General features: G+C 65.9%; 8 protein-coding genes. 6 read left to right on the top strand and 2 right to left on the bottom strand.

The genetic code is table 11. The annotated features are described in order from the left end of the window. The first annotated feature begins 143 nt into the window (after nucleotides 1-143). From ltnD to QJT82_RS07145, 6 genes are all read left to right on the top strand, one after another. Nucleotides 144-1,073, top strand: a complete 930-nt coding sequence (gene ltnD, locus QJT82_RS07170; RefSeq protein ID WP_080686641.1) for an L-threonate dehydrogenase — start codon at nucleotides 144-146, stop codon at nucleotides 1,071-1,073. Between the two features lie 12 nt (nucleotides 1,074-1,085). Then, nucleotides 1,086-1,868, top strand: a complete 783-nt coding sequence (gene otnI / locus QJT82_RS07165) for a 2-oxo-tetronate isomerase (protein ID WP_028338758.1) — start codon at nucleotides 1,086-1,088, stop codon at nucleotides 1,866-1,868. After that, nucleotides 1,865-3,154, top strand: a complete 1,290-nt coding sequence (otnK, locus tag QJT82_RS07160; RefSeq protein ID WP_028338757.1) for a 3-oxo-tetronate kinase — start codon at nucleotides 1,865-1,867, stop codon at nucleotides 3,152-3,154. Before otnI ends, otnK begins: the two co-directional genes overlap by 4 nt. A gap of 169 nt (nucleotides 3,155-3,323) precedes the next feature. Then, nucleotides 3,324-5,015, top strand: coding sequence for a methyl-accepting chemotaxis protein (locus QJT82_RS07155; RefSeq protein ID WP_028338756.1), 1,692 nt, complete (start codon nucleotides 3,324-3,326; stop codon nucleotides 5,013-5,015). Between the two features lie 381 nt (nucleotides 5,016-5,396). Next, nucleotides 5,397-8,576 (top strand): efflux RND transporter permease subunit, encoded by a 3,180-nt coding sequence (locus tag QJT82_RS07150; RefSeq protein WP_028338754.1) that lies wholly within the window; start codon nucleotides 5,397-5,399, stop codon nucleotides 8,574-8,576. Beyond that, the gene (locus QJT82_RS07145) at nucleotides 8,563-9,765 is read left to right on the top strand and encodes an efflux RND transporter periplasmic adaptor subunit (protein ID WP_028338753.1); all 1,203 of its coding nucleotides are present in this window, start codon (nucleotides 8,563-8,565) and stop codon (nucleotides 9,763-9,765) included. The genes QJT82_RS07150 and QJT82_RS07145 overlap by 14 nt, the downstream gene beginning before the upstream one ends. A gap of 123 nt (nucleotides 9,766-9,888) precedes the next feature. On the opposite strand, the gene QJT82_RS07140 is transcribed toward QJT82_RS07145, so the two are convergent. Next, the gene (locus tag QJT82_RS07140; RefSeq protein ID WP_028338752.1) at nucleotides 9,889-11,403 is read right to left on the bottom strand and encodes an acetyl-CoA acetyltransferase; all 1,515 of its coding nucleotides are present in this window, start codon (nucleotides 11,401-11,403) and stop codon (nucleotides 9,889-9,891) included. Nucleotides 11,404-11,577: 174 nt separating this feature from the next. Beyond that, complete coding sequence (locus QJT82_RS07135) at nucleotides 11,578-12,711, bottom strand: nitronate monooxygenase (protein WP_028338751.1); 1,134 nt, start codon at nucleotides 12,709-12,711, stop codon at nucleotides 11,578-11,580. Nucleotides 12,712-12,890: the final 179 nt, after the last annotated feature.

Below are 12,890 nucleotides of genomic sequence, written 5' to 3'. Positions count from 1 at the left end.
CGTTTTCCGCTTTGTCTCATGCTTTGGCAGCGCGGCCAAGCCGTGATAGGCAAGCAGCAACGAGCATGAACCGGACCCGGCCGGCCGCGCTGGCGCAAAGTGGCAGCCGGTTTTCCGAAAAGGTCGTGTTCAAACAACTAAAAATGTTCAGGGATCGCCATATGTCCAGTTCCGCAACATCACGTGTCGCCGTCATCGGGCTGGGTTCGATGGGATACGGCATGGCGACCTCGCTCAGGCGGGCCGGTTTCGAGGTGACCGGCTGCGACGTATCGGCCGATGCGGTGGCGCGCTTCGTCGCCGACGGCGGCAAGGGCGCCAGGTCGCCGGCCGAGGCGGCCCGGGATGCCGACATCGTCGTCAGCGTCGTCGTCAACGCCGCGCAGACTGAAGGGATCCTGTTCGGCAAGGACGGTGTCGCCGAGACGCTGGCCAAGGACGCGGTCTTCATCTCGTCGGCGACCATGGACCCCGATATCGCGCGGCGCCTCGCAAAACAGCTCGAGGTGACCGGCCGGCATTATCTCGACGCCCCGATCTCCGGCGGCGCGCAACGCGCGGCGCAGGGCGAATTGACAATTCTCGCCTCCGGCAGCGCGGCGGCGTTTGCGAAGGCGCGGCCGGCGCTGGATGCGATGGCGGCAAAACTCTACGAGCTCGGCGATGCCGCGGGGCAGGGCGCTGCGTTCAAGATGATCAACCAGCTGCTGGCCGGCGTGCATATCGCGGCCGCCTCGGAGGCGATCGCCTTTGCCGCCAAGCAGGGCCTCGACATCCGCAAGGTCTATGAGGTGATCACCGCCTCCGCCGGCAATTCCTGGATGTTCGAGAACCGCATGCCGCATGTGCTCGACGGCGACTATGCGCCGCGCAGCGCGGTGGAGATCTTCGTCAAGGATCTCGGCATCATCCAGGACATGGCGCGCAATGCACGCTTCCCGGTGCCGGTCTCGGCTGCGGCCTTGCAGATGTTCCTGATGACGGCGGCCGCCGGCATGGGCCGCGACGACGATGCGTCGGTGGCGCGGATGTATGCGCAGGTTACCGGCACCAAGCTTCCAGGCGAGAAATAAGAGGATCTTGCAATGCCCCGTTTTGCCGCCAACCTCACCATGATGTTCAACGAGGTCCCGTTCCTCGACCGCTTCGAGGCGGCGGCGAAAGCGGGCTTCACCGCGGTCGAGTTCCTGTTTCCTTACGACCATCCGGCCGAGGAGGTCGGCAAGCGGCTGAAAGACAATGGGCTGACGCAGGCGCTGTTCAACTTGCCGCCGGGCGACTGGAACGCAGGCGAGAAGGGGTTTGCCGCGCTGCCCGATCGCTTCGCCGACCTCCAGCAAAGCCTGAAGACCGCGCTGCCCTATGTGCAGGCGACCGGCGTCAAGCGGGTGCATCTGATGGCGGGAATAGCCGACCGCAGCGATGCCAGGGCGGTCGCCGCGTTTCGCAAATCGGTCGCCCATACCGCGGAGTTCTTCGCGCCGCACGGCCTCGACCTCGTGATCGAGCCGATCAATCCGCGCAACGTGCCCGGCTACTTCCTCAACGACTTCATCTTCGCGCGCGATCTGATCAACGAGCTTGGTATCGCGAACCTGAAGCTGCAGTTCGACATCTACCACTGCCAGATCATCCATGGCGACGTCACCATGCGGCTGCGCGAAATGATGCCGATCATCGGCCACATCCAGATTGCGTCGATCCCCTCGCGCAACGAGCCTGACGGCGAGGAGCTGAACTATCCGTTCCTGTTCGGCGAGCTCGACCGGCTCGGCTATGGCGGCTTCGTCGGCTGCGAATACAATCCGCGCGGCAAGACCACCGACGGTCTCGCCTGGTTCAAGCCCTATGCCGGAGTGAAGCCGTGACATCAGCCGGAAAACTGTCTCTTGGCTGCGTCGCCGACGACTATACCGGCGCCTCCGACCTCGCCAACACGCTGACCCGCGCCGGCCTGCGCACGGTGCAGACCATCGGCGTGCCTGCGGACGATCTCGCGCTGCCCGAGGTCGACGCCGTCGTGGTGTCGCTGAAGAGCCGCTCGATCGAGGCCGGCCTCGCCGTGACGCGTTCGCGCGCAGCGGAGGCCTGGCTGCGCGGCCGCGGCGCCAAACATATCCTGTTCAAGATCTGCTCGACCTTCGATTCAACCGATGCCGGCAATATCGGCCCCGTGATGGACGCGCTGCGCGCCGATTCAAGGGATGCCATCGTGCTGGTGACGCCGGCATTCCCGGAGACCGGCCGCACCGTCTACCAGGGCAATCTGTTCGTCGGCTCGGTGCCGCTGAACGAGAGTCCGCTGAAGGACCATCCGCTCAACCCGATGCATGATTCCAATCTGGTTCGCGTGCTGGCGCGGCAAAGCACGACCAAGGTCGGCCTGGTCGATCTGGCGACGCTGAGCCGTGGCGCGGACGCCGTCCGGGCAAAGCTCGCCGAGCTCACGCAAAGCGGCATCGGCGCCGCCATCGTCGATGCGGTGTTCGACCGCGACCTCGAGACTATCGGGCAGGTCGCGCTGGAACACCGTCTTTCGGTCGGCGCTTCCGGGATCGGGCTTGGCCTGGCGCGGGCGCTGGTCGCCGCGAGCAAAGCCAAACCGGACACCGCGGATGCGATGCTGGCGACGCCGGTCGGCGGCGCGGCGGCGTGCCTTGCCGGCAGTTGCTCGCAGGCGACCTTGCGCCAGATCGCCAACGCCGAGAAGGTGATGCCGGTCCTGCACCTCGATCCCGAGCGGGTGGTCGCCGGCAAGGACGAGGCGCAGCGCGCGCTCGCCTGGGCCAGGGACCGGCTCGGGGCGGGGCCGATCCTGATTGCGAGCAGCTCGACCCCGGATGAGGTGGCAGCTGTGCAATCCCGTCATGGTCGCGATGCAGCCGGGCATGCCATCGAACAGGCGATGGCCGACATCGCGGATGGTCTGGTGCAGTCGGGCGTGCACAGGCTGGTGGTCGCCGGTGGTGAAACTTCGGGCGCCGTGGTCGATCGCCTGCGCATCCCTGGATTCCTGGTCGGTGTGGAAATCGCCGCCGGCGTGCCGGTTCTGCGAGCAGTCGGCGCCGGGAGAGGCGAGATGGTGCTTGCCCTGAAATCAGGCAATTTCGGCGGGCCGGAGTTTTTCTCGGATGCGCTGGCATTGATGCCTTGATGCGGCTGGCGCGCGTCATGCCACGGCGTCGAACAGCGTCTCAGTAGTTCAACGGGGGACCAAATTAACCCTACTTAAGGAGGGGGGCTGGCTTTGATGTCTGCGGCGTCCCGCCGCGCCCCCAGCCATTCGATCGGGCTTCGCGAGCCCGATATCAAGAGACCCCACGATGTTCGCCAAATTCTCGATCCGCGCCAAGATTATTGCCGTGGTTGCGTTCCTGCTTGTCGCGATGACCGGCATGGGCCTGCTCGCGGTCGTGAATTTACGGTCGATCAACGCCAACACCGTCGACATCACGACGAGCTGGCTGCCGAGCGTGCGTGCGCTCGGAGATCTGCGCGCCGGCGTCATCACCTATCGCAACGTGATCCGCGAGCACATGCTGTCCGAGACGCTGGAGGACAAGCTCGCGCAGGAGAAGACCCTTGCGTCCGTGGTCGAAGCCAATACCAAGGTCCGCGCGACCTATGAACCCCTGATCGCATCCCCCGAGGAGCGCGCGCTCTACAATCAATGGGTCGATGTCTGGACCCGCTACAAGAAGGGCACCGAGGAGGTGATGGCGCTGTCGCGCAGGGATGTCGGCAAGACCCAGCACGAAGCGCATGAGCTGAACGCCAAGACCGTGAACAAGATCGGCCTCGAGGCCGACGAGATCCTGCGCAAGGACATCGAGCTTAACAATGCCGGCGCCGACAAGGCGGCGCAGGAGGCGGCAAACAGCTACGCGTCTGCCGTCATGCTGCTTGCGATGATCCTCGGCGCCGCCATCATCGTCGGCGTCGGCGTCAGCTTCCTGATGATCCGCGACGTCTCGGCCGGCATCGCCTCGATCGTGAGCCCGATGCAGGCGCTGGGCCGCGGCGACCTGACCGCAAACGTGCCGCATCAGGGCGAGAAGACCGAGATCGGCGCGATGGCCGATACGCTGCAGGTGTTCAAGGAAGCCCTGGTCGCCAAGAAGGCGGCCGATGAAGCCGCGGCTGCCGACGCCGAAGCCAAGATCGAGCGCGGCCGCCGGGTCGATACCATCACCCGCAATTTCGAACAGATGATCGGCGAGATCGTGCAGACCGTGTCGTCGGCCTCGACCCAGCTCGAAGCCTCTGCCGGCACGCTGTCGTCGACCGCCCGGCGTTCGCAGGAGCTGACCACGTCGGTTGCCGCCGCGTCCGAGGAGGCCTCGACCAATGTCCAGTCGGTGGCGTCGGCGACCGAGGAGCTGTCGTCGTCGGTGACCGAGATCAGCCGCCAGGTCCAGGAGTCGGCACGGATGGCCGGCGATGCCGTCGGCCAGGCGCGCACCACCAACGATCGCGTCAGCGAGCTGTCGAAGGCCGCCGCGCGGATCGGCGACGTCGTCGAGCTGATCAACACCATTGCCGGCCAGACCAATCTGCTGGCGCTGAACGCGACCATCGAGGCGGCGCGCGCCGGCGAGGCCGGCCGCGGCTTCGCCGTGGTGGCGTCCGAGGTGAAGGCGCTGGCCGAGCAGACCGCCAAGGCGACCGGCGAGATCGGCCAGCAGATCGCCGGCATCCAGACCGCGACCCAGGAGTCGGTCGGCGCGATCAAGGAAATCTCCTCGACCATCGAACGGCTGTCGGAGATCTCGTCCACCATTGCCGCCGCGGTCGAGGAGCAGGGCGCGGCGACGCAGGAAATCTCCCGCAATGTGCAGCAGGCGGCGCAGGGCACCCAGCAGGTCTCGGCCAACATCACCGACGTCCAGCATGGCGCCAACGAAACCGGCTCGGCGTCGAGCCAGGTGCTGTCGGCGGCCCAATCGCTCTCGGGCGACAGCAGCCGCCTCAAGGTCGAGGTCAGCAAGTTCCTCGACGCCGTCCGCGCCGCCTGATCCGGCGGCGCCGCCCGGGCGGCCGCCATCCTTCGCGTAACCGATGCCGACGTGGTGGGCTGACCCGGCCCACCACGTTTTACATTTTCGCAGAGCAGCGATGCATTAAGCTCGCGTCGGCCGAAATGGCGTCCTCAGCCGGCTCGCATTCGCAGCAGAGCCGTCTCTTTTTGACGACGATCCGCGCGCGATCGGCGGCACAGCACCCGGCATGGCCGATCGGAGCGCGCAGCCTCACGTACTATGCCGAGGAAGTGAAAGCCGCCGCGGCTCCGCGGGTTGGCGTTTTGCCCGCCATCGGGTAAATCGGCCGCTGCGGAACGGCTTTTGCAATGTCGATTCCTCTGCCTGGGCGGGCTTCATTTCGGGAATGCTTGTTTTATGATCGCACTGGTCCGTATCGCGCTGAGCCGGCCATATACTTTCGTCGTGCTCGCGATCCTGCTGCTGATTATCGGACCGCTGGCGGCGTTGCGCACGCCGACCGACATCTTCCCGGACATCCGCATCCCCGTGATTGGCGTGGTCTGGCAGTACACCGGCTTGCCGCCGGACCAGATGTCCGGCCGTATCACCACACCGTTCCAGCGCGCGCTGACCACGACCGTCAACGACATCGAGCACATCGTCGCCAATTCCTATAACGGCGTCGGCATCATCAAGATCTTTTTCCAGCCCAACGTCGACATCCGCACCGCCAATGCGCAGGTCACCGCGATCTCGCAGACCCTGCTCAAGCAGATGCCGCCAGGCGCGACGCCGCCGCTGATCCTGAACTACAGCGCCTCGACGGTTCCGATCATCCAGGTCGCGCTGTCGGGCGAGGGCCTGACCGAGCAGAACCTCGCCGATATCGGCATCAACCAGCTGCGCACGCCGCTGGTCACGGTGCCCGGTGCGGCGATCCCGTATCCGTTCGGCGGCAAGCAGCGCCAGGTCCAGATCGACCTCAATTCGACCGCGCTGCAGGCGCGCGGCCTGTCGGGCCAGGACGTTGCCAACGCGCTCGCCGCACAGAACCTGATCACCCCGGTCGGCACGCAGAAGATCGGCAATTTCGAATACACCATCAACCTCAACAACTCGCCGCTGCGGCTCGAGGAGCTCGGCGACCTGCCGATCAAGCAGGTCAACGGCGCGATGGTCTATGTGCGTGACGTCGCCTCGGTCCGCGACGGCAACCCGCCGCAGACCAACATCGTCCATGTCGACGGCAACCGCTCGGTCTTGATGATGGTGCTGAAGGCCGGCGCCACCTCGACGCTCGATATCATCTCCGGCATCAAGCAGAAGGTGATCGAGGTCAAGGACCAGATGCCGGATGCGCTCAAGATCGGCTTCATCGGCGACCAGTCGGTGTTCGTCCGCGGCGCGATCACCGGCGTCGCCTTCGAGGGCGTGATCGCCGCGCTGCTCACCAGCATCATGATCCTCTTGTTCCTCGGCAGCTGGCGCTCGACCGTCATCATCGCGGTGTCGATCCCGCTGTCGGTGCTCGGGGCCATCATCATGCTGTCCCTGATCGGCGAGACGCTGAACATCATGACGCTCGGCGGCCTCGCGCTCGCGGTCGGCATCCTGGTCGACGACGCCACGGTGACGATCGAGAACATCAATTATCACCTCGAGCAGGGCAAACCGGTCGAGCAGTCGATTCTCGACGGCGCCAACCAGATCGTGACGCCGGCCTTCGTCTCGCTGCTCTGTATCTGCATCGTGTTCGTGCCGATGTTCTTCCTCACCGGCGTGGCGCGCTTCCTGTTCGTGCCGATGGCCGAAGCGGTGATGTTCGCGATGATCTGGTCTTTCATCCTGTCGCGCACGCTGGTGCCGACCATGGCGAACTATTTGCTGCAGGCGCATGTGCATCATGAGGGCGCGCCGCCGAAGTCGCGCAATCCCCTGGTCTGGTTCCAGCGCGGCTTCGAGGCGCGGTTCGAGCGCATCCGCGGCGGCTATCGCGGCCTGCTCGCGATGGCGCTCGGTCACCGCACGGTGTTCGTGAGCTGCTTCCTCGCGGTGGTCGTGGCGTCGTTCCTCTTGGTGCCGTTCCTCGGGCGCAACTTCTTCCCGTCGGTCGACGCCGGCAACATCCTGATGCATGTCCGCACCCAGGTCGGCACCCGCGTCGAGGAGACCGCCAACCAGCTCGCCGACATCCAGAAGGCGATCCGCAAGCTGGTGCCCGGCGAGATCGAGACCATGACCGACAACATCGGCATGCCGATCTCCGGCATCAACATGACCTACAACAACACCGGCGTGATCGGTCCGCAGGACGGCGACATCCAGATCCGCCTGAAGGAAGGCCACAAGCCGACCGAGGAGCATGTCCGCACACTGCGTGAGCAATTGCCGCGGCTGTTCCCGGGTACCAGCTTCGCGTTCCTGCCGGCCGACATCGTCAGCCAGATCCTGAACTTCGGCGCGCCGGCGCCGATCGATTTGCAGATCCGCGGCGCCAATCTCGATGCCAACTTCGCCTATGCCAACAAGCTGCTGGCCGGGATCAAGCGCATCCCCGGCATCGCCGATGCGCGGATCCAGCAGTCGCCGAACAATCCGACCTTCAACATCGACGTCGACCGCACCCGTGCGCAATATGTCGGCCTGACCGAGCGCGACGTCACCAACTCGCTGGTCGTCAACCTCGCCGGCTCCTCGCAGGTGGCACCGACTTATTATCTCAATCCCGATAACGGCGTGTCGTATTCGATCGTGATGCAGACGCCGCAATACCAGATCGACTCGCTGAGCGCGCTGCAGACGCTGCCGATCACCGCGACCGGCAACACCCAGGCGCCGATCCTCGGCGGCATCGCCGACATCAAGCGCGCGACCTCGAGCGCGGTGGTGTCGCAATATGACATCCAGTCGCTGGTGCAGATCTACGCCACGACGCAAGGCCGCGATCTCGGCAGCGTCGCGACCGACGTGCGCAAGCTGATCGCCGACACCGCCAAGGAGGTGCCGAAGGGCTCGTCCGTGGTGCTGCTCGGCCAGGTGCAGACCATGAACTCGGCCTTCACCGGCCTCTTGTTCGGCCTGCTCGGCGCCGTCGTCTTGATCTACTTCCTGATCGTCGTGAACTTCCAGTCCTGGTCGGACCCGTTCGTGATCATCACCGCGCTGCCCGCCGCGCTCGCCGGCATCGTCTGGATGCTGTTCACGACGGAGACCACGCTGTCGGTTCCGGCGCTCACCGGCGCCATCATGTGCATGGGTGTCGCGACCGCCAACAGCGTGCTCGTGATCAGCTTCGCCCGCGAGCGCTATGAGGAACTCGGCGATCCCGTCGCGGCGGCCCTGGAAGCCGGCTTCGTCCGGTTCCGCCCGGTGCTGATGACCGCGCTCGCCATGATCATCGGCATGGCGCCGATGGCGCTGGGGCTGGGCGAGGGCGGCGAGCAGAACGCGCCCCTGGGCCGGGCCGTGATCGGCGGCCTGATCTTCGCCACCTTCGCGACGCTGATGTTTGTTCCCGTGGTATTCAGTATGGTACACAAGAAGCAAGGCGCCAAAGCCGCCGCCTCATCGGAGATTCCGCATGCCGCCCACTGAACAGCGCCCCCCGGTCTCACGCCGGAAGCTGGGCATCTTCGGCGTGGTGGCCCTGGTCGGGGCGGGCCTGATCGTCGGCACCGGGATCCGCGCCCGTGAGGAACAGGACACACGGCTGAAGGAATGGACCGACGACCAGGCCATTCCGACCGTTGCGGTGGCGCTGCCCAATGCCAGGGCGCTGAGTCCCACGATCGACCTGCCGGGCCGGCTCGAGGCTTATTCCCGCGCGCCGATCTATGCCCGGGTGTCCGGCTATCTGAAGAACTGGGACGCCGACATCGGCGCCCGCGTCAAGGCCGGCCAGGTGATCGCCGAGATCGAGGCGCCCGACCTCGACCAGCAATTGCTGCAGGCGCGCGCCGATCTCGCCAGCGCCCAGGCCTCGGCCAAGCTCTCCGAGGCCACGCTGAACCGGCGCAAGACGCTGGTGGCCTCGAACTTCGTCTCCGCCCAGGAGATCGACGAGCGTACCGCCGACCTCTCCAACAAGAACGGTGCGGTCAAGGCCGGCCAGGCCAATGTCGAGCGGCTGGAAGCGCTCGCCGGCTACAAGAAGATCACGGCGCCATTCGACGGCGTGGTGACCTCGCGCGATACCGACGTCGGCGCGCTGATCAACGCCGGCGGTAACTCGGGCCCGGCGATGTTCACGATCTCGGACATCACCAAGCTGCGCGTCTATGTCAACGTGCCGCAGAATTACGTCCCGGCGATCAAGATCGGTGCCAAGGCCACGCTGGCACTGCCGGATTACCCGAACCGCACCTTCCAGGCGACGGTGGAAGCATCCTCGCAGGCGGTCGATGTCGCCTCCGGCACGACGCGGATGCAACTCGGGCTCGACAATTCCTCCGGCGAATTGATGCCGGGCAGCTATGCCAGCGTGAAGCTCAACCTGCAGCGTGAATCCACGCCGCTCAGCATTCCCGCCAGCGCGCTGATCTTCAACAGCAGCGGCCTGCGGGTCGCAACCGTCGGTCCTGACGACAAGGTGCTGTTCAAGACCGTGAAGATCGGCCGCGACCTCGGCAAGGAGATCGAGATCGCCACCGGTCTCGCGCCCGACGACCGCGTCATCACCGCCCCGCCGGACGGACTCGCCGACGGCGACCATGTGCGCGTCACCGGTGCCGGCGCCAAGGGCAAACCGACCACGGCGTCCGAAAAGCAGGACGTGAAGGGGTAGGGGAGGACGGGTAAGTTCGTTCCTGCCTCTCACCTCAAGCCGCTTGCTCTGCCGTCATCCTGAGGTGCGCGCCCTTGCGCGCCTCGAAGGATGACGGCGGATTTTGCGGCGTGGCAGGAATTGTCAGCCCACCCGCCATTCCAGCATGCCGTCACCTGCTGTGACGATGTCGCCTGTAGTGCCGACCGGCGTGCGATCCATGTCCTGCAGATAGGCCAGCGTTGCTGTGTCGCTGGCCGGGATGCGGCCGAGCGTGCGGCGGCCGTCCTCGGTGCGCAGCATGGTGACGCCATGCTCGACCTCGCCATTGGCGCGATAGATCACGGTGAAGGCCTCGACCTTGCCTTTTCCCGCGGCCTCGGCGGTGAAGTCGGGCACGTTGCGCCTGTTGCGGTCGGCCTCCGCCTGCACGCTGGTATCCTGCTTGAGCCCGGCCGTCGACGCCGCGCGCGACAGCACGAGGCCATGATGCTTGGTGACGAAGCCGCCCTGGCCGTAGAGCAGGCCGAGCGTGCCGCCGCTTCGCAATTTGCGCACCATCGCGCAGGCCGAATGCGTCATGTAGGTGTTGAGCGGCGCGCCGAAGAACGTGAGACCGCCCGTCACGGTCGGCTGCACGTCGGCACCGAGGCCGAGCGTCCGGCGCGCCATCTTCGGCACGCAGGGGAAGCAGCTATAGAGCTCGATCGCGTCGAACTTTTTCCCATCGCCGCCGACGAGATCCATCACCGCCTTCAGCACCGCGGTCTGCGCGTGGCTTTCGACGAACTGATCGCGGATCAGATAGTCGCGCGGCTCTTCCGCCGAGGCGCCGCCGAGCGGATAGATCAGCTTGTCCTCCGGCACGCCGGCCGCGCGCGCTTTCGCGAGGCTGGTCAGGATCAGCGCGCCGCCCATGTTCACCGTCGGGTTCGCCACCATCAGCTTTGTATACGGCCAGGCGATCATCCGGTTGTCGGGCGTCGCGGTGGTGATCTCCTCGCCGGTGAACGTCTTCTTCAGCCACGAGTTCGGATTGTCGCCGGCAACGCGCGCATAGGTCGACCACAACTCGCCCGATTCCCTCAGCGCCTCGCGCGGCGTCTGGCCCCAATGCGCCGACGTTGCGGACTCATAGAGCGGATAGACCGTGATCGGCCTGAACACGCCGAGCGCAACGGCCATCGGCTTCTGGAACGCGGCGCCGCGCTTCGGCTCCTCCACGTCGTGCGCGAACGGCGTCCACGGCAGCTCCACGCCGGCGCGCTGCGCCTTGGTCGCGGTCGACTGCGCCTCCGCGCCGCAGACCACGGCGACGCTGCATTCGCCGCGCGCGATGCGCTGCGCCGCCTCATGCAAATAGCGGATCGGGCTCTCGCCGCCGACCGGGCCGTAATAGAGATGCGAAGGCTGAATGCCGAGCCGCTGCGCCAGCTGCTTCTCGGGATCGCGGTAACGCCAGCTCAGGAAGTTGACGACGTCGAGCGACTGCAGGTCGGAGAGCAACCTGGCGCCGCTGTCCGCCTCGGCGCGCTTCAGCGCCTCCTCAAGCAAGGTGAGCGGCTCGAGGCCGGCGGCGATGTCCTTCGGACGATCGACGATCTCGCCGACACCGACGATGACGGGAATGCGGTCTTCCGGGATGTGAGATGTGGTCATTTTTTTCTTGCTTCACTTTCTAGGTCTTCGCCACGCCGTCACCTTCGAGGCGCGCAAGGGCGCGCACCTCCAGCGACAACGGCTTCGCCGTTGCGCGGGGGTGACGGCTACGGGCACACCGTCATCCTGAGGAGCGGCCACTTGGCCGCGTCTCGAAGGATGAGACGTATTCGATCACTCCGCCACCAGCGCGTTCATGTGCTCGACGGCCTCGACAAATTCTTCCTTGAACTCCTGCACCACGGCGCCGGCGGATTTCACGCTGTCGACCAGGCCGACGCCCTGGCCGACGAAATAGCTGACGAGATCGCGCGCCTTCTCATTGCCGGCCGCAGCAGCGCGGTCGATGGCGTTGAAAGCGTCGCGGCTGATGATGCTTTGCAGCGGCATCGGCAGCGCGCCGGGGCTTTCCGGCGAGCGGTCCCACGCGTCGGTCCAGACCGAGCGGAGCTGCCGCGCCGGCTTGCCGGTGCGGCCCTTCGAGCGCACCGCATCGCGCGAGGAGGCCGCGATCATCTTTTCGCGGAAGATCTCCGAGGTCTCCGATTCCACCGTGGCCAGCCACACCGAGCCGGTCCACGCGCCGGCCGCGCCCATCGCCATGCAGGCCGCCATCTGGCTGCCGGTCATGATGCCGCCGGCGGCGAGCACCGGGACGTCGCGGATCTTTTTGACCGCCTTGATCACCTCGGGCACCAGCACCATGGTCGAGACCTCGCCGCAATGGCCGCCGGCCTCGGTGCCCTGCGCGACTAGGATATCGACGCCGGCCGCGACCTGGCGCAGCGCATGCTCCTTGGAGCCGACCAATGCTGCCACCGGCACACCATGCTTGCGGCCCATCTCGATCATCGCCTTCGGCGGTACGCCGAGCGCATTCGCGATCAGCCTGATCGGATGCCGGAACGAGACCTCGAGCAGTTGCAGCGCGGTCTCGGCGTCGAACGGCTGCGGCTGGTTGTCGGCGACGTTGCGGCTGGTCAGCTCGATATCGTATTTCTTCAGCAGATTGCGGGTGAAGTCGCGATGCTCCTGCGAGACACGTGCCTCGAGGCTCTTCCAGGTGACGTTCTTCTCGCCCGCGGTCGAGATGTTTTCCGGGATCAGCACGTCGATGCCATAGGGCTTGCCGTCGACATGCGCGTCGATCCACTTCAACTCCTGCTCCAGCGTCTCCGGCGAATGCGCAGTCGCGCCGAGCACGCCGAAGCCGCCGGCGCGGCTGACCGCCGCCACCACGTCGCGGCAATGGCTGAAGGCGAGCAGGGGGAAGTCTATCCCCAGCATGTCGCAGATCGGTGATTTCATGGACTGGTTCTCTCCCGGCGGCTGCTTCTTGTGCTTGTTGGCGTCAGCCCCTGCAACGCTAGCGCATCACGGTCAGTGAAGCCAAGCGGGTTTCGGCCGCGGCGATCTTGCGTGCAGGCGCTGCTCCGGCTGCATCCCTCGCGGTGCATTCCGCTGGATAGAAAATGCGATCGCGCGGG

It is taken from the genome of Bradyrhizobium sp. Mp19 (assembly GCF_029952935.1).
Lineage (GTDB): Bacteria > Pseudomonadota > Alphaproteobacteria > Rhizobiales > Xanthobacteraceae > Bradyrhizobium > Bradyrhizobium elkanii.
This window is presented reverse-complemented; position numbering and strand designations above follow the sequence as displayed.

Bases quoted from the DNA above. Each gene is read 5' to 3' on its own strand.
- ltnD (WP_080686641.1), top strand. From the start codon at position 144: ATGTTCAGGGATCGCCATATGTCCAGTTCCGCAACATCACGTGTCGCC.
- otnI (WP_028338758.1), top strand. From the start codon at position 1,086: ATGCCCCGTTTTGCCGCCAACCTCACCATGATGTTCAACGAGGTCCCG.
- QJT82_RS07155 (WP_028338756.1), top strand. From the start codon at position 3,324: ATGTTCGCCAAATTCTCGATCCGCGCCAAGATTATTGCCGTGGTTGCG.
- QJT82_RS07150 (WP_028338754.1), top strand. From the start codon at position 5,397: ATGATCGCACTGGTCCGTATCGCGCTGAGCCGGCCATATACTTTCGTC.
- QJT82_RS07145 (WP_028338753.1), top strand. From the start codon at position 8,563: ATGCCGCCCACTGAACAGCGCCCCCCGGTCTCACGCCGGAAGCTGGGC.
- QJT82_RS07140 (WP_028338752.1), bottom strand. From the start codon at position 11,403: ATGACCACATCTCACATCCCGGAAGACCGCATTCCCGTCATCGTCGGT.
- QJT82_RS07135 (WP_028338751.1), bottom strand. From the start codon at position 12,711: ATGAAATCACCGATCTGCGACATGCTGGGGATAGACTTCCCCCTGCTC.